Here is a 19,962-nt window from a genome sequence, read left to right on the forward strand (position 1 = left end):
GAAATGGAAGTGGCCGTCAGTCTCTCAGCCCATCTATTGCGGTCACACCAATCTGGGCCATTGTGATGCTGAACTCATCGCTCAGAACGTCCCACATTTGATGCAGGCCCGCTTCGCCTTCCGCCGCCAAGGCGAATTGCATGACCCTACCAAAAAACGCGAAATCCGCCCCTGCAATTAACGCTTTGACGGCGTCCTCTCCGGACCTCAAACCGCTGTCGAAGAACACAGGGTAGTCATCGCCCACCGCAGCCCGAATTTGCTGTAATGCTTCAAATGCGGCAGGTGCGCTGTCCAATTGCCGGGCACCATGGCTGGAGACCTGAACAGCATCCGCACCAGCAGCTTTCACGGCCAGCGCGTCCTCGGGATCAAGAACGCCTTTGACCACCAAATTTCCATCCCACTGATCACGTACGCGGGCAAGTGTTTCCCACGTCGCCTTTGCCCGACTTTCAGTGCGGTCGAATTCGTAGCCCTCCATCAGGAAATTGGCCATCTGCGGTTTGCCGGCGAACAAGGTTGTCAGCGACCACCTGGGATGCAGGGCAAAATCGATGAACTGACGCGGACCGATGCGAAATGGCATCTTGAAGCCATGTCGCAGCTCGCGCGGGCGGCGTCCGACCTCGGGGACATCCACGGTCAAAACAAGGGTTTTGTATCCCGCAGCGCGCGCCCTATCGACCAATTTGAAGGTGCCCTGCCCGTCGCCGCTGAAGTAAAGCTGAAACCACGCGTTTCCTTCTGCGGTTTCAATCACCTCTTCCATCGGGGTCGAGGCCACGGTTGAAACGCCCAATGGCACCTTGTAACGCGCAGCCAGACGCGCCAGCATCAGATCCGCCCCAGGCGCGGACAAGTTGCACATACCCATCGGCGCGATGCCAAAGGGACGTTCTGCTGGTTTGCTAAACAACGTGGTTGCCAAAGACCGTTTGCTTACATCCCGCAGCACGCGCGGGCGTAGGGTCATGGCATCCAAAGCAGCGCGGTTTCGGGCGGCTCCAACCTCGGCCCCCGCTGCACCGTCTATGTAATCGAAAACCATCCACGGCAGACGCCGCCGCGCGATACGGCGGGCGTCTTCGGCGCTGTGGATGGCGCTGGCTGGCATCAGGCTTGGACGGCCTTCATAAAGCGGTCGCGGATAACAACCGGGTCCATCGTGATCGGCGGCATCTTGACATTACCGCTTTCGCACTTGCTGACGATGATGGTCATCTGCTTGGAGTCCAATGCCTCTTGCAACACGCGGCCAGTGTCCTCGGCCGCGCATTCGATAACGCGTTCACACCCAGCTGCCTCGGCCATTTTAGAAAGCGATGTCTTCTGACCAGCATAGGTAGGCTGATCACCAGTTGAACCGTAGGAGCCATTGTCTACGATCAGCAGAATGTAATTGTCCGCCACGTTATTCGCGATGGTCGGCAGCGTACCAAGGTTGGTCAGGACCGAACCGTCCCCGTCGATCACGATCACCGGCTTCGGCTGCGACAACGCCAGCCCCAAACCAATGGATGAGGCCAACCCCATCGTACCCAGCATGTAGAAATTGGTGGGTTGATCGTCGATGGCGTGCAGTTCCTGGCTGGGTATGCCGATATTACAGACAACCAGTTGATCACGCAGGATCGGGGCGATTTCTTTCAGGATTTCAGAGCGGATCATTGGTCGCCATAGCCTCCCCAAAAATTGGCGTCGGTCAGGATGGCGACCGGCTTATTGCACATGAACGTATATTTCAGGATCGCATCCAATTCTTCCACGTCCGCCTGATGGTGGAAGTGATAGGTCGGGATATTCAGCTGGGCCAGCAGAGCCTTGGTATGCACCGCCATTTCAACCTGACAGGCAATAGGCTCGCGCAGTTCTCCGCGGTACGAGATCAGCATAGGCAGCGGCATGCGGTAGTATTGGATCAGCGTTGCCAGCGTATTGATGGTCACACCAATAGCAGTGTTCTGCATGATGATAGCTGGGCGTTTTCCACCCATCCATGCACCCGCGCACAGGCCCATGCCTTCGTCTTCTTTGTTCGATGGGATGTGATAGATGCCGTCGTGCTTGTCAATTTCATCTATAACCCCGGCCAGCTGCTTACACGGCACGGTGGTTACGAACGAAACATCGTTTGCAACCAGATCGTCAGTGATCTTTTTGTCTATGTTCATTTCCGGTCTGTCAGTCCTGTTTTGGGCGCCATTGGCGCGGTTGACGGTTTAAATCCTGCGATGGACGTGCACCGCACATCCGGCATGGCGGACAACGCGAGATGCGGTCGAGCCAAGGAAATAGTCGCTGAGGCCCGGCTTGTGCGAGCCGATAACAATGCAGTCAAAGTCGTTGTCGTTTGCGTAGTCGATTATAGTCCGCGCTGTATGCCCTTTAACGATCTCGGGCCGTACACCTTCAAGCGCTTCGGTCTTTTCCCGTAGAAGGCTGTTGGCCGCCCGAAAGCCCTCGGCAACCATATCCTTATCGAGATACGCGCTGACTGATCCCTGAGGCATCTCGTAGACGTGCAGCGCCACGATCTCGGCATCTGCTTCTGACAAAGCGCGCGCGACCTCGAGCGTGTGTTGTGAGATGCCGTGATCCAGCGCCATTGGAACAAGAACTTTCTTATACATGAATCCCTCCGTTTCTGCCGGGCCTATGCCCACGGCGCGAGGATAATTTTCGGGGCCGAAACAACCCCTTTTCGCAATTCCCGAAACGCACCTGCACCTTCGGACAGAGGCCTTTCTTCGATCCAATCCAGCGCGCCTAAACGGCCGTCGAAAATAGCCTGTGCAGTTTGCCGGAAATCCTCGGCCGTATATGTATAGGTGCCGATAAAAGTGATTTCCTGCAAGGTCATGCGGCGAATATCCAGCCCTCCGGTATCTTCACCCAGCCCGACATGCGCGATCACCCCCCCTGGCTGAACCAGCGTCGAAGCCACAGTCCGGGTGACGGCATAGCCCACGGCATCGATCACCAAAGGGAAAGCTTCCGCTGTCTCTTTGATGGCGTTGAAAGAGCCTGTGCGCTGCAAGTATTCTCGCCGCAGATCACTGGGTTCAACGATAACCACGTCCTCAATACCCATCGCGGTAAGCGCCAGCGCAGCCGCTACTCCGATAGCACCTCCGCCGATCACCAACGCCCTGCGATCCATTGCAGGATGCAGAGCCTCGAGGCCCAGCCGGACCGCGTGCCAGCTTACCGCCAGTGGCTCGGCCAGTGCGGCCTTGGCGAAACTCACATCCTCCGGCACCGCCACCAGATTAGAGTCGGGCATCGAAACATATTGGGCAAAAGCCCCTTCACGCGGTGGCATCGAGATGATTTGCCGGTTCGGGCACAAGTTCTCGCGCTGGGACTTGCAGGCCGCACATGTGCCACATGTCACCAGCGGGTTTATCGTTACTCGGTCCCCATCACGCGAGCCACCCACGATTGTTCCTGCGGCCTCATGCCCAAGGATCAGAGGGGCCGGGCGGCGCGCGTCATGACCCAGATATGCGTGCATGTCAGAGCCGCAAATACCTGCGGCTTCGATCCGAATAAGGTGTTCACCCTCTAGAGGCGCTGCGTCCGGCACATCCCTGAACGCCACCTGTTCGACATCTTCGTAGACCAAAGCTTTCATTTCGCCGTGAACCCTCCGTCGACCATAAGAACTTGTCCGGTGACGTAATCCGAGGCTTTTGAGCACAGGAACAGGATTGGACCGTCGATATCATCCATCCGTCCGTTACGTTGAATGCAGGTTTGGGTCGCGTTTCGTGCAGCACGTTCGGGGTCATCAAACACCGCCTGTGTCAGTTCGGTAGGAAAGAAACCTGGTCCAACGGCGTTTGCAGTGATACCAAAGGACGACCACGCTTCGGCCATCGCGCGGGTCAACTGCCCCACTCCGGCCTTGGTCGCGCCGTAGGCTATCCCACCCGGGAAAGCCCGCGTGGTTTGCAACGAGGCAAAATTGACGATACGACCCCAGCCGCGTTCTTTCATGGCAGGAACCATCGCCTGACTCAGAAAAAACGGCGCGCTCAAGTTCAAGGACAAAGTTGCGTCCCACCCTTCGGGTGTGACGTCATCCGCAGCTTCCCGTTTATTCACCCCAGCAGCATGAACGACGATGTCCGGGGGGCCGAATTTCGCCCCAACCCGATCCACTAACTCGCCAATTTGCGCGCGGTCGGCCACGTCAGCGACCACGGTGTCAGAGCGCTCACCGATTTCGGCCTTAAGATCAGCCAAGGCCTCGGCGCGGCGCGCCACCCCGACGACGCGTGCACCGGCAGCAGCCAGCACAACAGCTGCGCGACGGCCAAGACCTGAACTAGCCCCAGTGACACAGGCCACGCGTCCCGTCAGATCAAAAAGCGTGCGTGGGTCAACCATCTGCGGTCAGGTCAAACTGTTCGTCAGGGAAATACTTGGCCAGACGCACATCTGCCGCTCGGGCATGCCCCTCCATCCCTTCCAGACGCGAGATACGTGCGGTTGCCACAGCGACGGATTTCGATCCCTCCCGTGTTGCTCGCTGCCAGGTGACGATCTTCATGTATTTGTGGACACTCAGGCCACCAGTGTAACTGGCCGCTCCAGAGGTTGGCAGAACGTGATTGGTGCCGGTTGCCTTGTCTCCGTAGGAAACGGTCGTCTCCTCCCCAAGAAACAATGACCCATAACAAGTCAACCGGCTAAGCCACCAGTCCAGATCCTCTGCCTGAACAGTCAGGTGTTCAGGCGCGTATTCGTCAGAACAGGCGGCCATTTCTTCGCGATCCGAACAGACAATGACTTCGGCATAGTCGCGCCACGCGGCGGCGGCATTTTCGCGGTTTAGTTCCGGCAGGTCTTCGATCAGAACAGGCACAAGTTCCATCACTTTCTGCGCCAACTCCCGATCATCCGTCACCAGCCAAACGGGCGAGTTGTAACCATGCTCAGCCTGACTCACCAAATCGGTTGCAACCACGTGTGCATCGGCGCTGCCATCGGCAAGGATCAGACTGTCCGTTGGCCCAGCGATCATGTCGATGCCGACCTTGCCATAGAGAATTCGTTTCGCCTCGGCCACGAACTGATTGCCCGGCCCCACAAGGATATTAGCGCGCGGAAGGCCGAATAGCCCGTAAGTCATCGCGGCAACGCCCTGTACACCACCCATAGCAAGAATACTGTCGGCTCCGCAGATATGCGCAGCGTACACGATAGCAGGGGCAACGCCCTCACCGGGACGCGGTGGAGAGCAAGCAGTGATGTGGCGACACCCAGCGACCTTGGCCGTTGTTACAGTCATGATCGCGCTGGCAACGTGGCTATAGCGCCCACCGGGTACATAACAACCCGCCGCATCCACAGGGATCGCCTTTTGACCGGCAACAAACCCCGGCACGATCTCCATCTGCACATCCGACACTGTGGCTTTCTGCGTCTCGGCAAAGCGGCGAACGTTGTCATGGGCGAACCGGATATCTTCCTTCAGCTTTTCCGGCACCAAGGCAATGGCAGCGTCAATCTCGTCCTGAGTCATCAGGACATTGCCGTCGAACTTGTCGAACTTGGCGGCGTATTCCAGCGCTTTGGCATCTCCGCCTGCCTCAATATCGGCAAGAATGGTTTTGACCGTATCATGCACCTCAGTGGCATGAGATTGCGCTGTCAAAGTCGCCTTTTTCAAATAGTCACGAGGCATAGTCAGGGGGTCCTATTGATAGATTTCAGGTAGCAAGGTGGTCGACACTGCCGGAACATAGGCGATCAAGATCACCACAATCAGCATGGTCAGAACAAACGGCACGGCGCGGGCGGCGATTTTCAGAATCGACTCGCCAGTTATCCCCGAGACCACGAACAGGTTCAGGCCCAGCGGCGGCGTAATGAAACCAACGCCCAGCGCGGTAATCATCATGATACAGAACTGAATCTCGTTCATGCCGATATTGTCCGCCAGCGGTTTCAGGATCGGTGCCAGGATCACGATATTCGGTGTTGTCTCCATGACGCAACCGGCAGCGATCAGGATACCGATCATCAGCAAGATCAATAGATACGGATCGTCTGTCATGTTCGTCACCGAAGTTACGAAACCCTGTGGAACGCCCATGATTGCAAGCGCCTCGGCCAAGGGGGCAGAAAAGGCAATGATTGGAAGGATCACGCCGTTCACCTTGGCCGAGCTGACCAGCATCGAAGGGAAGTCAGCCAGCGTCAACGTCCGCAGGATAAAGCCCATGATGATGGTAACAACAACGGCGGTGGCACCAGCCTCGGTCGGGGTCAGACGGCCTGAGAAGATGCCGTAGAAGATGATCCCCGGTACGATAAACGCGTACCAGCCGGATTTTAGCGCTTTGCCCAGGTTTGCTAGCCATTCACCCATGGTCATCATTCCGCCGCCCTCATAGGCGTAGATGCGGTTCATGATAATATTGGTGATCAGGATCGACACCAGAATGGCCAGACCAGGGATCAGCGCGGCCAGAAACAGGGTTGAAGCGGAAATGCCCAGCACAAGGCCGATAATGATATAGGCAATTGAGGGTGGGATCAGGATACCGGTACAGGCCCCTGCTGCCACCAATGCACAGGCATAGGGACGCGGATAGCCGCTTTCGACAAGCCGGTTGATCGTCATCCGGCCCACGGCAGCAGCTCCTGCTGCATCCGAGCCCGAAATAGCAGCGAACATACCGCAAACCAGCACAGTGGCCGAACCAAAGCCGCCTTTGGCAAAACAGGTTAACGCTTCGGCTACATCGAGGAATTTTCGGGACAGCCCAGTGCGGACCAAAACGTCACCAGTCAGGATGAACAGTGGAACGGCGGTTAGAGCAAAGGCGTCGATGCCGGTGAAAAGGCTCTCGCCCACAAGGCTGAGAGGAAGGTCGCCGGACATGATCAGCATAACAATCGCCGCTGTGCCGATCGCTGCCCAAACAGGTACGGCGAGCGCGATCAGGCCGACGAACAAGATTACAGGCAGGTAAAAGTCCCAGCCCAGTTCAACAGTTTGATTGAGGGAATTCCAAAGCATCTCAGGTCACCTCAATCAAACAATTTGTCGCCTTCGAAGACGGGTGTGCCGTCTCGGAGGGATTTCACATCACGCAGAAAGGACTGGATCAAACGCCAGATCATCAAAGCGAATCCAGTGGGAACGGCCATTAAGAACCAAACCTTCGATACCCGCAGACCATCCGTCACTGATCCGAATTTGGCCGAGACGTGCACAGCTTCATACGACCAATACAACGCGATGATTGCGACAACGAACATCACCAGATCACCGAAGATGTATAGGACTGCCTTAGGCCGCGGCCCGAGATAGTGCATGATCACGTCGATGCGGATATGCGCGCGCTCCTTGACCGCCGCCGCAGCACCGATCCACGCGAGATATATGAAGGAATACCGGACGATTTCTTCGCCCCAAATCGAGGAAAAAGCGAAGATCTCACGCCGCAAAACCTCGATGGCCATTGTAATGACCAGCATCACGTAGAACACCAGCAGCAGCCAGCGCTCGGCATTTTTGTCTATGTTTTGAAGAGCGGTCATCCGTATCCCTCGGCGAAAGAACAGCCAGGCCACAGCCTTCTGTTTCGGGCCCGTTTAGGCCTGACTGTCATTGGTAAAACCGGGCGCCTTCTGCAGGCGCCCAAGATGGCGTCACGCGTCGTGAACGTAGTATTTGCCCTGCGTTCCCGCCGCCTCGACCAGTTTTTCAAAGTTCTCCATCGACCCGGCCAATTCGGTTTTGAACGGATCCCATTCCGACCGCTGATAGCCGCCAACGTCCTTCCATTCCGCCAACTGATCATCGGTCAACGACTGGAATTGCACCCCAGCCTTGTTCAGCTCCGCCATGGCATAAGCACGGGCCGAAGGTACCTTGGACAGGTTCTGATGGCTGGTCATTTCTGACCCCCACATGATGCCTTCCTGCACATCCGCCGGCATCGAGTTGAACCACTCAAGGTTACAGGAATAGACCTGACTGTCTGGCACCGCTTGGGTGAACGTCACATTGCTGAGGATATCTTTGAACCCAAAGACATACAGCGCCCCAACCGACGGGTCGAGCGCATCTGCAACGCCTTGCTTGATGGCCGAGGGGGTTTCACCCCAAGCAACCGGCGTCGGGTTGGCACCGACCATACGGTAATATTGCTGCAGCATTTTCGAACCCGGTACGCGGAACTTCACCCCGCTCATGTCGGCAGGTGTGACGATCGGGTTGCCGCCCTGACGCACCGCGACAACACGCGGGTCAATCACCACATAGAACAACGCCTTGAACCCAGCAGCCTCAACTTTTGGATGAACCTCGTTCTTCCAGGTATCGGAGTGTACCAAGTTGGTGAAACGCTGGTTCGAGCCACACAGATACGGCATGTTGATCAGGTCAACAGTCGAAGCAAATGGGGCGAAGTTTGACAGTGAGTGCTGCGCGGCCTGAATTGTTCCGCCCTGCACCTTTTGCACCAGTGAGCCGCCTGCGCCCAATTGACCGCCCGGAGCTAACTTCACGTAGACCTTACCGTTCGTGGCGTTCTGAATGTTCTCTTTCAGGTCCAGTTGCATGATCGGGTAGCTGCGCGATGCACCCAGCACATAAGCCGTCGCGATTGTCATCACGTGCTCAGCCGCTTTCTCGCGTTCACTCTCTTCCTTAGCGGTTTGAGCCGCAGCCTCGGACGACCAAAGCACGCCAGCGGCGCCTGCGATCATTGCGGCGGTAAAGGCGCCAGTCGCGCTGAGTTTCAGGAAATTACGGCGCTCTTCCGACACCAAATCGTTCTTGTCGTTGTTCATCAATTGCCCTCCCAAGCAAAAAAGTCAGCTGTCACTTTCAGCGTCGCGTTCAGCTTCCTTTTTTAGAATTGCGACAACGAAAAGGATCGACGCCGCGAACAGGACCAACATCTCTCCTACGTCCCCCAGAAACGCGCTGCCCGCGAAAGCACCCATTGCGACGTTCGCAAAATAGACAACGAACACGAAGATTGATGCGGTCAGAAACATTCACCGGACTCCTTTTTGGATTCGGTCCGACGCCATTTGTAAGCGCTTACATGAAAAATGCAAGCGCTTACATAACCGCTTTCATTGCGGTGCGCTTAAGTTTAAGCTTATTGGCAAAAGCGAATTGCAGGTTTGGAAATGTCAAAACTTGGATCAGCGCCAACGTTGGATGATGTGGCCAAACTAGCAGGAGTTTCGACTGCGACCGTATCGCGTTGCCTGAACAACCCGGATCGGGTGGTGGAGGCAACGCGCCAGCGCGTTCAGTCAGCAGTGGACGCACTAGGATACATGCCCAACTTTGCCGCGCGCGTTATGGCGGCCAAACGGTCATCGACCATCGGCGCAATCATTCCGACCATGGAAAACGCAATCTTTGCCCGCGGCCTGCAGGCGTTTCAGGAAGAATTGCACCAACATGGTTATACCCTGCTGGTCTCAAGCTCTGCCTACAAACCCGAGATCGAGGAAGAGCAGATTCGAACGCTGGTTGCACGTGGTGCAGACGGATTGCTGCTGATCGGACATGATCGCGACCCGCGGATTTACGAAGACCTGGCGCGCAGGAACATTCCTGCTCTGGTCGCTTGGTCGTTTCAGCCCGACGCACAAGTTGCCTCCATCGGGTTCGACAATCGCATAGCGATGGTCGAGCTTGCGCACCGTGTGATCGAGTTGGGGCACCGAAAGATCGGGTTAATTTCGGGCATCAGCACCGGCAACGATCGCGCTCGCATGAGGATCGAAGGCGTAAAAGATGCTGTAACGCAGAACAACCTGTCGCTGTCAGATCTGACCATCTTGGAAACGCCTTACGAAATTGAAAATGGTGCCGAAGCATTTTCCCAGTTGATGTCGCAAAGCGAACCGCCCACCGCGGTCTTGTGCGGCAACGACGTTCTGGCCGTGGGCGCACTGCACCGTGCACATGAAATGAAACTACAAGTTCCAAACGACGTTTCCATCACTGGATTTGACGATATCGAACTCGCACGGATCGCAACCCCAGCCCTGACGACCGTGCACGTACCACACAGAGAAATGGGTCGAAGAGCTGCGCTGGAACTCGTCAGAATTCTCGACAACCAAGGAACCGGTAAAAGTGCAAGGCTGGCGACACACATCGTCGAGCGTCAATCGCTTGGGCCGCCAGCTGGCACCTAAACGGTTTCGGCCTCCATCGTGCGGAAATCGTCCTTCAACCAGGCATGACTTTCGCACATCGGATCGGTGAAATGCTGCCGGATCAGTTCAACCATTGCCTTTTGGATCAGTCTTGAAGTTGTCTCGGGGTACACCTCAGTCGTAAACAAAGACACCGTTCGCACAAAGTTCCGACCCGGAAACGGAATGACCCGAACACTGTCATGAAACCTTTGGGCGCGGTGGAAACAGGCGGCTGACGTAATCGCCCAGCCACTGCCCTCTGCGACGAGGCCAATGATCGAATGGTTGCACTCCAACTCAAATCGATTGGGCAGATTGTACTTGCTGCGGGTCAGCTGAATTTCGATCTGTTTTCCTATCATGTAGTCGCGCGAATACCGCAGCAGCGGCAGTTCCGCGTCTGGCTTCAGCAGATCTTCGGGCTCACCCGGATAAGTGTTGGGCAGGATGACAATAAACGGGTCCCGCATCAGCGGGTATTCAATTAGCCCTTCGGTTCGCTCCGAGGGTCGGGTGGCAACACCTGCATCCAGCTTATGTTCTTGCAAATTGGCAATGATTTCATGGCTTGGACGGGTGTAGTGGCGAAAACTGCAGCGCGGCAGAGCCTGCGCCAGAAATCGAAACAAGTCTGGCGCGATCTGATTGTCGAAATCGTTGACCAAAGCCAGTCGCAAATCCGTTGCGTGTTGCCAGTTACCTGACCGGATTTCCGCCTCACCCCGTTTCAGCACTGTAAGCCCATCACGGACATACCGTGCAAAGACTTCGCCCGCCGGTGTCAGGCCCATCGGTCGCCGACCGTGATCAACCAAATTGACCCCCAACGCACCTTCCAGACTGCGCAGGTGGTTCGAGACGGTGCTGATCGACAGCCCCGTCTCAGACGCGACTTGTTGGATCGATCCCGACTTTGCGACCAAACGGAAAACTTCCAGCCAACGAAGGCTCAAGGGTTTCGACACAGTGCCCATCCATTGTTTCGATTTATTCGAAATGAAAACAAGCAAAGTTTGGCGCTGGCGGCAACGATGAAGTTAGCCAAGCAGATCAAAATTTTATCACAACCAAAACCGCAGGTACGAAAAACAATTTATTATCAGTATTTTATACTTCATGCAGGAAACGTTCAAAGCGGATTCAATCCGCGCGCCCGTCGATATCTGACCGCCTTGCAAAACGCAGATATTCGCAAGTACCCCTTGCGTCTTGCTCTGCGTGAGCCCGCCCATTCCCAAGCCGTAAAACTACCGCTAGGCTCGCGCCAGAATCAGGGAGAGGGGCCATATGACCAATTCGTTTTTTCAGCCGGTTTCAGCGATGGAACTAGCCCGTTTCGCAGGCATCCCCACCTTCATGCGTTTGCCCAGTGTCCCACTTGACCATGAACGCATTGAAGACGTCGAAGTGGGTTTGGTCGGCATCCCATGGGACGGCGGAACGACGAACCGCCCAGGCGCCCGCCATGGGCCACGACAATTGCGGGATTTCTCGACAATGATCCGTGCGATGAATCCGGTTACCGGGATCGCGCCTTTCTCGTTGGTCAATTGCGCCGATCTGGGTGACGTCGCGCCGAATCCGGTTGATATTGAGGATACGCTGAAACGGGTCACTGATTTCTATTCAGACCTATGTGGCCGAGGCATTACCCCTTTGACTGCTGGAGGCGACCACCTGACCACGCTGCCCGTCCTGCGTGCCCTTGCTGCATCCGGCCCGCTGGGCTTGATCCAGTTCGACAGCCACACCGACCTGTTTGACACCTACTTTGGCGGTCACAAGTTCACCCATGGCACCCCGTTTCGACGCGCGGTCGAAGAGGGGCTGGTCGATCCCAAACGCTTTGTTCAAATCGGCATCCGCGGAACCGCTTACAACACAGAAGATATCGAATGGGGCGAGGCTCAAGGCATTCGCATAATCCGTATTGAGGAGCTGTTTGATCGGGGCATCGACGACGTCATGGCCGAAGTGCGTGGTATCGTCGGTACTGCCCCCACTTATTGCACCTATGACATCGACTTTGTGGACCCGACCTATGCCCCCGGCACTGGCACGCCAGAAATTGGCGGGCCGAACAGTTTTCAGGCGCAACAGGTTATCCGCAAAATGGCAGGCATCAATCTGGTCGGAGCCGATCTGGTCGAGGTCGCGCCGCCCTTTGACCCCGAGGGCGGCACGGCCTGGCTCGGTATCTCGCTGATGTTTGAGTTGTTATGCGTTCTTGCTCAGGCGGTGGACGCTAGGCGCCTTTAAGCAGCGCTAACGTTTTCAGCAATCATCGAGATCATTTCGAACATCACCGCTGCTGCTGTCAGGGCGGTGATGTTGTTCGGGCTGTCCTTGGTGGGCATCATGCAAACCACGTCTCCGCCCACGATGTTCAACCCGCGCGCGGCGCGCAGAATGCCAACGGCCTCGTCAATGTCGAACCCCTTTTCGCCGGGCTCCAGATTGGACACCGCAGGCGCAACCGTCGGGTCAAGGCAATCGAGATCGAAGGTGATGTAAACCGGACGGTCGCCCAACACCTCTTTGGTTTGCGCCACCACATCCTCAAGCCCACGCTGTCGGAATTCGCGCATGGTGACGATATTGTATCCATAATCGTAAGAGGGTTGCAGCCAGTCCAGACTGCGCGGATGGCCCCTGAGGCCGATCTGCATAGACCGCGTCGGGTCGACCTGCCCTTGGTCGGCCAGATAAGCCCCCCAATGAGCGGCGGATTTCTTGGCGCCCAGAAAATGATCGACCTTGGTGAACACGTCCGTGTGGGCGTCCAAATGGAGGAAGCTGATCGGCTCACCGCCCGCCAGCTTGCCCCGACCCAGCGCCTGCACAATTCCACCCGTTATGGAATGATCACCTCCGATCGAAACAGGCCGCGCCCCAGCTGTATCGATATCCTTATAAAATTGGGTAATACGTTCAATACAGTCTTCATTGTCATTGGCTTTCGGAAACGGCACGTCCCCCACATCGGCAATGCGCGCGCTGGTCCATGGGTCGATCTCAAACAATGAATGTACCCGGCGCTGCACGGCTGACACATGGCGCAGCGCGCGCGGGCCAAGATGCTGGTCTCGTTCCGTCGTACCATTGCCTGCGGAATGCGGGACGCCTACCAGCGCTATATCCTGTCCCTCTGGGCCTTCGTTTGGGCACCGAAACAAGGTTGGCACACCCCACCAATACAGATTGTCCATCATGGACTGTTCATAGCGATCGGTCATAGTTTTCTCCGGTCAAAGAAAAACGCCCCCGGCGGGAACCGGGGGCGTGTGCATTTAGATTTTCTCGTCTTCTCGCCTGAAGGCCCCTTGCACGATCCGATCCATGACCATGGCCAGGAACAGGATAGCAAAGCCGCCCAGCAGGCCCGGACCTTTGGCCGCGTACTGCAGCGCCTCTAGGATTTCCTTGCCCAGACCGCCACCACCGATCAGCGAGATGATGACCACCATTGACAGACACATCAGGATGGTTTGGTTCACGCCGGTCATGATCGAAGGCAAAGCCAGCGGAATCTCAACATCTTTCAGCAGTTGCCATTTCGATGCGCCGAAAGCCACGGCGGCCTCTTTGATACTGTCCGGCACTCCCCGCATGCCCAGGGCAGTCAAGCGTATGACCGGTGGCATGCCAAAGATGATTGTGGCCAGAATCCCCGGCGGGTTGCCGGTGCCGAAGAAGGCAATGATCGGGATCAGATAGACGAAGGCCGGAAGCGTCTGCATCAGGTCAAGCACGGGTTCCGCCGCACGATAGGCCCTTGCAGATTTGCCAAACCAGATACCCAGCGGAATGCCGAAAACAACACATAGCAGCACAGCGGCCCCCACCAGAGCCACCGTCTCCATCGCCACATCCCAGTACCCAAGCAGGGCGATATAGGCCAACGACGACGCGGTGAAAATCGCCACGCGCGGACCTGCCGCACGCCATGCAGTTACGCAGATCACAAGCATAACAACCGGCCATGGCGAACCGATCAACGCAATCGTCAGACCATCCAGAACTGTTCTAACCCCACTGACAATCCCGTCAAAGACATCACCCCCAGCGGCTGCGGCAGCGTCGATCTGCGCCTCCATCCAACTGGCCAGATTCGAGAACAGCGTCCCCTCGCCCGGACCCAAAATGATCTCAGACACCTGCTCCTCGGGAAAGGCATCCAGCAAGGGAAGCGACGCATTCACGGTGAACTTGTAGATGATCAGCGGCGCAATCGCGGCCACCAGAACAGCGCCCAACACCGTGTTGCGCGTTGACCGACCACTTTCGGTGCTGGCAGGATCAATCCGCCAATTCGAGTATTGCTTTTCATACACCCGATCCGCGTAGAACCCTTGGACCAGCTTAAAGACCAGCAGCATCAGAAGGCCGGTGATCATAATCCCAGTCGCTTCGGACTGTGCCGCCTGCGCTTGCGCAAAGCTGCTATCCGCCGCTTTCTGGATGTTCTCGGCCAGACGATTGAACCGGTCGATATCAGCTTGTTCTGTTGCAGCAGTCGCCCGTTCCAACAGTTCATTCGCGCGTGCCTGCTGACGTTCAGCCCGTTCAGCCAGATCAGCACCCGGGTTACCCCAGGCACCACGCCCGATCTGAACCCAAGCGATGATCTCGAGTATCAGGAAGGTCCAGAACATGCCCCAAACGGCCCTTGACGCAGACCAGAAAGGACCCAGAACCGCCGCCCAAAGGTTGAACGTATTGGGCACGGCGCTGGTGGCATCGTGGATTTTGTGGAACGCATTGACGTAGTAATCGCCGCTCGGACCAGCAAATTCGTGAATGGATTTGTCCAGAGCCTCGCGGTCGACCTCAATATCAGAGGCGGCCGTGACTTTCATTTCCATTGCAGCATCAGTCATTTTTGCCCCCCTGAATTCCGCGCAATAGGCGCGGCTTGGTCACGACGCCAACGTCAGCGCCCGCATCGGTGATGACCACCGGCATATCGGTATTCACCGCAAGATCGATCAGCTGATCCAGATCCGATCCCTCATCCGCGCGCGGCGCGCCGTCGATAGAACCCGAATAACTGGCGATCGGTTCCATGATCGAGTGCGCCTTGACCAGTTTCAGTTTCGAGATGCCCTGCACAAACTCGCGCACATAGTCGTCCGCAGGGTTCATAACGATGTCTTCGGGCGTGCCAATCTGAACGATTACACCATCTTTCATGATGGCAATCCGGTGACCGATGCGAATGGCTTCATCCAGATCGTGAGTAATGAACAGAGTGGTTTTTTTAAGCTGCGCCACCAGCGCCTTGAACTGATCCTGCAATTGCAGGCGGATCAGTGGGTCAAGGGCCGAGAATGGTTCATCCATCAACAAGATTTCCGGGTCAGAAGCCAAAGCGCGAGCAATACCTACCCGCTGCTGCATGCCGCCGGACAGTTCCTTGGGCAGCCGGTCCTCATAACCGGTCAGGTCCACCAGACCCAGTGCGTGGTCGGACACTGCCCAGCGCTTGGATTTCGACACTTTTCGTATTTCCAGCGGATAGGCCACATTGTCGCGCACCGACCGGTGCGGCATCAGCGCCATATGCTGGAACACCATGCCTATCTGCTGCGCCCGGATGCGGCGCAACTCGGCTTCGGAAATTTTGGAAACGTCATGGCCCAAAATCTCGATCTTGCCCGACGTCGGCTCGATCAACCTGTTCACATGCCGAACCAGTGTAGACTTACCCGAGCCTGACAGGCCCATTATGCAGAAAATCTCACCCCGAGGCACTTCAAAGGTGGCACCCTGCACACCCACGACACAATTGAATCTCTCAAGAACTTCAGGCTTTCCAATGCCCTCGTTCCGCACGGCAGTCATGGCTTCTTCGGCGCGTGCGCCAAAAATCTTCCAGACATCCGTCAGTTTTACGACAGTTTCCGTCATTTTTGTCCCTTTGATGCAGAACAGGCCGCCGGGTTTGTGCGGCGGCCTGTCTGAGTTTCAGCACTGTTCAGTGTCAATCACTGAGACATCCAGCCCAGAACGGCATCTTCGTTCGCAGTCACCCACTCTTCCGCATAGGCCGCAGGCTCTTTGCCTTCGATCACAAGTGCGTAGGTCATTGCGGAAACCGTATCAGTGTCCAGCTTCATGTTAGACAAGAGCGTGGCAACCTCGGGGTATTCATCCTCAAGTTCCTTGGCATAGTGCAGGTGAAGGTAAGCCAGATCCCATGCGACACCAGCTTCGGACTTTTCAAGCCAGTCAGGGTCATCGGTAGGCTGCAACACGTTCCACTTGGACGCGTCATAGGCAGGCTCTTCCAGAATCTGCATGTCATGCAGGGCAAATACGTAGTGCGGCGTGTAGCAGAACCCGACCCACGGATCGCCCGCTTTGATCGCATTGTCGAGGTTGGCATAGGCCACGGTCTCGTCGATTTCGGTCAACTCCATGACCTGATCATAGCCATATGACTTGGCCCGAATCTTTTCCACGTTGGTAGAAGCCCAGCCCGGGGCACCGATCCAAACTTCACCCTGACCGTCGCCATTGCTGTCAAACAGTGCCGCGATATCGGGGTTGGTCAGATCATCAATCGAGCGGATATCGTTGGCATCAGCAGTTGCCTTATCAACGCACATTCCCTGGAATGCTTCTACGCCATTGGGATTGAACGCAACTGTTCCTTTATCGGTGACGTAGGTGTCGTGCAGGTTCTGCTGGTTCGGCATCCAGACTTCAGGGTGCACATGCATGGCACCCGAATCCATCGCTTCGAAAACGATCGGGTTGGTGCCGTTCTGAAGTTCGACCTCAAGCCCAAGGTTTTGCTCAATCGCCACCTTCAGAATATGCGCCGTAGCGTTTACCGAAGGCCAGTTTGGCACACCGATCACGATGTCCGCAGCCATCGCCGGACCGGCGATCGCCATTGATGCGCCTCCCAAAAGCGTTGCAATTTTCTTCATTTGATATCTCCATGTTGGTCGTCTGTGGTGCTTATTTTTGTCCCGGTCTGACCGTGGCGCACCTTACAGGCAATTGTCGGAAAGCGAGCCTTCCAAATAGTTTGGCCAACGGCACGATACACCGGGCTGGCCAGAAAGTTGAAACATGTCACCACCCTACGCATCAAGAGGCAGGAGCGACAAACGCCTGTATGCGAAATTAACGTAGATTAGTTTTCCCTTTTTGCAAACTATGACTGTTCAATGCCGGAAATCGAAGCAGGCAAAGAATCTGTCCACTTGCGAAGCTCATCCAGAAACCCCAATGCTGATCGCCCCAATTCAGTGATCGAGTACTCGACCGAAACCGGTGAGGTCTTCAAAACATTACGCGAAACCAGACCTTGTGCTTCCAGCTGGCGCAACCGTTCTGTTATCATTTTCTTGCTGGCCCCTCCGATCAGTCGGGACAGATCATTGAAACGCGTCGGCCCGTCTTTTAGGTGCCACAGGATCGACCCGGTCCACTTGCCACCCAAAATCCGCATCCCCAGCTCGATTGGACAAGGTTCGCGGCACGCATTCAACACACGTTTACGCCCGTTTTCATCGGCTTTTATTTGCGCACGCATTGCCTAGTCCTCCAAAACTTTAAGGTTACTAAAAGTATACTGGTTGCTTTTTTCAACTGGCACTCACAACTTTTCCGCAGACCCACCACAAGTCAAGTGGTGCGTTTCAGAACAAGGACGTCGACATGAGCAATTTCCTGATTTTAAACGGCACGCAACCTTATGGTTCGGCCCCAGGAACCCTGAACGCCAGCCTGACAGAACTTGCGCGCGACAGTCTGATCCGAATGGGTCACACTGTGCGCGTCACCAAGGTTGCTGAAGGCTATGACATAAACGCAGAGATCGATGCGCATTTGTGGGCAGACGTGGTTATCTGGCAGTTTCCGGTAAACTGGATGGGTGTTCCCTGGGTATTTAAGAAATACATGGACGAAGTTTATACTTCAGGCATGGACGGACGATTTGCCAACGGTGATGGCCGGACCTCGGACGCACCCAAGGCAAACTATGGAATGGGTGGTAAACTGGCCGACAAAAAATACATGTTATCCGTTACGTTCAATGCACCCATTGAGGCCTTTGACAACCCAGCCGAGCCGTTCTTTGCTGGCGGCAGCGTCGATGATCTGCTCCGCCCGCTGCATTTGACCGCCAAATTCATGGCGATGCAGGCACTGCCCACCTTCGCCGCTTTTGACGTTATGAAAAACCCTAGCATCGATGCCGACTTCACCCGATTTGAAACCCATTTGAAGAACACATTTGCGGAGGTTGAACATGTCCCAGCCTGATATCCATCTCTATACCGCTGGCACGATGAACGGTTACAAACCGGTCATCTTTTTGGAAGAAGCTGGCATTCCCTACGATCTGACGCACATCAACTTCTCGAAGCAGGAGCAAAAAACGCCAGAGTTCCTAGCCCTGAACCCCAACGGGAAAATTCCGACGATTGTGGACCGGTCTGAAGATCGCGCAATCTTCGAAAGCGGAGCAATCTTGTGGCACCTGGCTGAGAAATACGGAAAATTCTTGCCCTCTGACCCAATCAAAAGGTCGGAAGTCATGCAGTGGATGATGTTTCAGGTCGGTCATATTGGCCCAATGATGGGTCAGGCCATGTATTTCCAACACATCGCCGCCCCCAATGGACATGTCGAGCCGTTTTCGATCCAACGCTATGTCAACGAAAGCCGCCGTTTACTTGAAGTTATGAATGCGCGTTTGAACGGACGGGATTGGATAGCGGCAGATGAATATACCATTGCAGACATGATGCTTTATCCATGGGCACGGGCCTATGTGTGGGCAAGAGTTGACGTGGATGAACTGCCCCATCTAGAAGCGTGGTTTAATCGCATCGACGCGCGACCGGCTGTGCAAAAGGCACTGACCATCCCGAAGTCCAATCCACATTTCTGGGATTCGCAGGCCGATGCCAGCGCGTTTGCAAAAGAGAACGCGGCCCGGTTTTCAGGTGATGTGAACAAGGATTGAACACGTAGATTCGCCTGGCCAGCAACGACCTCTGAAAGACCAGAGAGATCGCAAAACAAAAAAGGCTCAGACGCAAATTTTTGCCGTCTGAACTGCGGGCCTCTGTCACGTTCAGATGGCCCGCCTTCGCTGCATGGGAACAATCCCCGGCAAATTACAATCGCTCAGTTGATCCGAGACGATGCAGCCAAAGCACCCGCCAGAGCGTTCTTTATGTCCTGCGGGAAATCGCGGCCTTCTTCATACAACCCGGCTGCAACCCAACCTACCGTATGCCCACGACTGCCGATGTCGTTCGCTCTCGCCAGCGCCGGAGACGTGTTTTCAACACTAACCAGAGCCATCGACTGTTCAATTTCGCTTTCGGTCAGAACCATTTTCACGGCGCTGAAGATGTCGACTGACACCTGCAAAGTCTGATGCTCCAACCGATGTGCCGCATCAGTCAGAAGGCGCGTGCAAAATGCTGACAGAAAATACCAACGGAAAATGGAAAACACGCGATCTTGCAATTCGCCGTGAATCGCGACGCTGTCAGTAGCCAAATGCGTGATGCGCGCAAAAGCTGCCTCAGCAGCCTGGGAAGCTTGGCAAATCTGTCGTTCGCGTTTCGCTATCGAGATGACACGCGGTGCGAATTCCACTGCGACTTCGTGGGATTCCAAATTCATATTAGTCCTCCAAGTCTAACTCCTGACGAGGACATAGAAACTCTCAAATAAATTCGGTTGCGAATTGACGCCATTTTTCGCAGAAAAAGTCCCTTCGTTGGCGTAACA

Annotated in this window: 22 protein-coding genes; 4 read left to right on the forward strand and 18 right to left on the reverse strand. The window is 55.7% G+C overall.

All coding sequences use genetic code 11. From position 1 onward, the window contains the following. Positions 1-16: 16 nt before the first annotated feature. The 11 genes from ACR0L3_RS19840 to ACR0L3_RS19890 all read right to left on the reverse strand — a co-directional run bounded on the left by ACR0L3_RS19840 (position 17) and on the right by ACR0L3_RS19890 (position 9,027). Entirely contained in the window at positions 17-1,117 is a 1,101-nt protein-coding gene (locus ACR0L3_RS19840) for an alpha-hydroxy acid oxidase (protein ID WP_480747509.1), read from the reverse strand. After that, positions 1,117-1,671: a sulfopyruvate decarboxylase subunit beta gene (gene comE, locus ACR0L3_RS19845; protein ID WP_480747510.1), complete on the reverse strand. Its 555-nt coding sequence runs from the start codon at positions 1,669-1,671 to the stop codon at positions 1,117-1,119. Before comE ends, ACR0L3_RS19840 begins: the two co-directional genes overlap by 1 nt. Next, positions 1,668-2,174, reverse strand: coding sequence for a sulfopyruvate decarboxylase subunit alpha (comD, locus tag ACR0L3_RS19850; protein WP_480747512.1), 507 nt, complete (start codon positions 2,172-2,174; stop codon positions 1,668-1,670). The genes comE and comD overlap by 4 nt, the downstream gene beginning before the upstream one ends. A gap of 48 nt (positions 2,175-2,222) precedes the next feature. Next, on the reverse strand, positions 2,223-2,633 hold the full coding sequence (locus tag ACR0L3_RS19855) for a universal stress protein (RefSeq protein WP_480747514.1): 411 nt from the start codon (positions 2,631-2,633) through the stop codon (positions 2,223-2,225). Between the two features lie 23 nt (positions 2,634-2,656). Beyond that, a complete protein-coding gene (locus tag ACR0L3_RS19860; RefSeq protein WP_480747516.1) occupies positions 2,657-3,637 on the reverse strand; it encodes a zinc-dependent alcohol dehydrogenase in 981 nt (326 codons plus the stop codon). Further along, positions 3,634-4,395, reverse strand: a complete 762-nt coding sequence (locus ACR0L3_RS19865) for an SDR family NAD(P)-dependent oxidoreductase (protein ID WP_480747517.1) — start codon at positions 4,393-4,395, stop codon at positions 3,634-3,636. Before ACR0L3_RS19865 ends, ACR0L3_RS19860 begins: the two co-directional genes overlap by 4 nt. After that, complete coding sequence (gene hisD, locus ACR0L3_RS19870; protein ID WP_480747518.1) at positions 4,388-5,695, reverse strand: histidinol dehydrogenase; 1,308 nt, start codon at positions 5,693-5,695, stop codon at positions 4,388-4,390. Before hisD ends, ACR0L3_RS19865 begins: the two co-directional genes overlap by 8 nt. Positions 5,696-5,707: 12 nt before the next feature. Beyond that, on the reverse strand, positions 5,708-7,036 hold the full coding sequence (locus tag ACR0L3_RS19875; protein ID WP_480747519.1) for a TRAP transporter large permease: 1,329 nt from the start codon (positions 7,034-7,036) through the stop codon (positions 5,708-5,710). An 11-nt stretch (positions 7,037-7,047) separates the two neighbouring features. After that, complete coding sequence (locus ACR0L3_RS19880) at positions 7,048-7,560, reverse strand: TRAP transporter small permease (RefSeq protein WP_480747520.1); 513 nt, start codon at positions 7,558-7,560, stop codon at positions 7,048-7,050. A gap of 111 nt (positions 7,561-7,671) precedes the next feature. Next, positions 7,672-8,817, reverse strand: coding sequence for a TRAP transporter substrate-binding protein (locus tag ACR0L3_RS19885; protein WP_480747522.1), 1,146 nt, complete (start codon positions 8,815-8,817; stop codon positions 7,672-7,674). Between the two features lie 24 nt (positions 8,818-8,841). Continuing rightward, positions 8,842-9,027 (reverse strand): hypothetical protein, encoded by a 186-nt coding sequence (locus tag ACR0L3_RS19890; protein ID WP_480747523.1) that lies wholly within the window; start codon positions 9,025-9,027, stop codon positions 8,842-8,844. A 138-nt stretch (positions 9,028-9,165) separates the two neighbouring features. Here ACR0L3_RS19890 and ACR0L3_RS19895 point away from each other — a divergent pair, with 138 nt between their 5' ends. Continuing rightward, a complete protein-coding gene (locus ACR0L3_RS19895; RefSeq protein ID WP_480747524.1) occupies positions 9,166-10,191 on the forward strand; it encodes a LacI family DNA-binding transcriptional regulator in 1,026 nt (341 codons plus the stop codon). Here ACR0L3_RS19895 and ACR0L3_RS19900 read toward each other — a convergent pair. Then, the gene (locus ACR0L3_RS19900; RefSeq protein ID WP_480747525.1) at positions 10,188-11,159 is read right to left on the reverse strand and encodes a LysR family transcriptional regulator; all 972 of its coding nucleotides are present in this window, start codon (positions 11,157-11,159) and stop codon (positions 10,188-10,190) included. The genes ACR0L3_RS19895 and ACR0L3_RS19900 overlap by 4 nt on opposite strands. Before the next feature lie 322 nt (positions 11,160-11,481). On the opposite strand from ACR0L3_RS19900, the gene ACR0L3_RS19905 reads away from it, so the two are divergent. Then, positions 11,482-12,453 (forward strand): agmatinase, encoded by a 972-nt coding sequence (locus ACR0L3_RS19905; RefSeq protein WP_480747526.1) that lies wholly within the window; start codon positions 11,482-11,484, stop codon positions 12,451-12,453. On the opposite strand, the gene ACR0L3_RS19910 is transcribed toward ACR0L3_RS19905, so the two are convergent. The 5 genes from ACR0L3_RS19910 to ACR0L3_RS19930 form a co-directional block, all read right to left on the reverse strand. Then, positions 12,450-13,430: an arginase family protein gene (locus ACR0L3_RS19910; RefSeq protein ID WP_480747527.1), complete on the reverse strand. Its 981-nt coding sequence runs from the start codon at positions 13,428-13,430 to the stop codon at positions 12,450-12,452. The genes ACR0L3_RS19905 and ACR0L3_RS19910 overlap by 4 nt on opposite strands. 54 nt (positions 13,431-13,484) lie before the next feature. Beyond that, entirely contained in the window at positions 13,485-15,074 is a 1,590-nt protein-coding gene (locus ACR0L3_RS19915; protein WP_480747528.1) for an ABC transporter permease, read from the reverse strand. Then, on the reverse strand, positions 15,067-16,104 hold the full coding sequence (locus tag ACR0L3_RS19920) for a quaternary amine ABC transporter ATP-binding protein (RefSeq protein ID WP_480747529.1): 1,038 nt from the start codon (positions 16,102-16,104) through the stop codon (positions 15,067-15,069). Before ACR0L3_RS19920 ends, ACR0L3_RS19915 begins: the two co-directional genes overlap by 8 nt. A 77-nt stretch (positions 16,105-16,181) precedes the next feature. Further along, positions 16,182-17,132 carry an ABC transporter substrate-binding protein gene (locus ACR0L3_RS19925; RefSeq protein WP_480747530.1) on the reverse strand — a complete coding sequence of 317 codons (951 nt, stop codon included), beginning with the start codon at positions 17,130-17,132 and terminating at the stop codon, positions 16,182-16,184. A gap of 230 nt (positions 17,133-17,362) precedes the next feature. Beyond that, complete coding sequence (locus tag ACR0L3_RS19930; RefSeq protein WP_480747531.1) at positions 17,363-17,743, reverse strand: winged helix-turn-helix transcriptional regulator; 381 nt, start codon at positions 17,741-17,743, stop codon at positions 17,363-17,365. Positions 17,744-17,868: 125 nt separating this feature from the next. Between ACR0L3_RS19930 and ACR0L3_RS19935 the strand changes: the two genes are divergently transcribed. Then, positions 17,869-18,477 carry an NAD(P)H-dependent oxidoreductase gene (locus ACR0L3_RS19935; RefSeq protein WP_480747532.1) on the forward strand — a complete coding sequence of 203 codons (609 nt, stop codon included), beginning with the start codon at positions 17,869-17,871 and terminating at the stop codon, positions 18,475-18,477. Further along, positions 18,464-19,183 (forward strand): glutathione S-transferase family protein, encoded by a 720-nt coding sequence (locus ACR0L3_RS19940; protein WP_480747533.1) that lies wholly within the window; start codon positions 18,464-18,466, stop codon positions 19,181-19,183. The genes ACR0L3_RS19935 and ACR0L3_RS19940 overlap by 14 nt, the downstream gene beginning before the upstream one ends. Positions 19,184-19,347: 164 nt before the next feature. Here ACR0L3_RS19940 and ACR0L3_RS19945 read toward each other — a convergent pair whose 3' ends face one another. Next, on the reverse strand, positions 19,348-19,854 hold the full coding sequence (locus ACR0L3_RS19945; protein WP_480747535.1) for a hypothetical protein: 507 nt from the start codon (positions 19,852-19,854) through the stop codon (positions 19,348-19,350). Between the last annotated feature and the right edge of the window lie 108 nt (positions 19,855-19,962).

The sequence above is a fragment of the Ruegeria sp. CK1 genome (genome assembly GCF_056536545.1).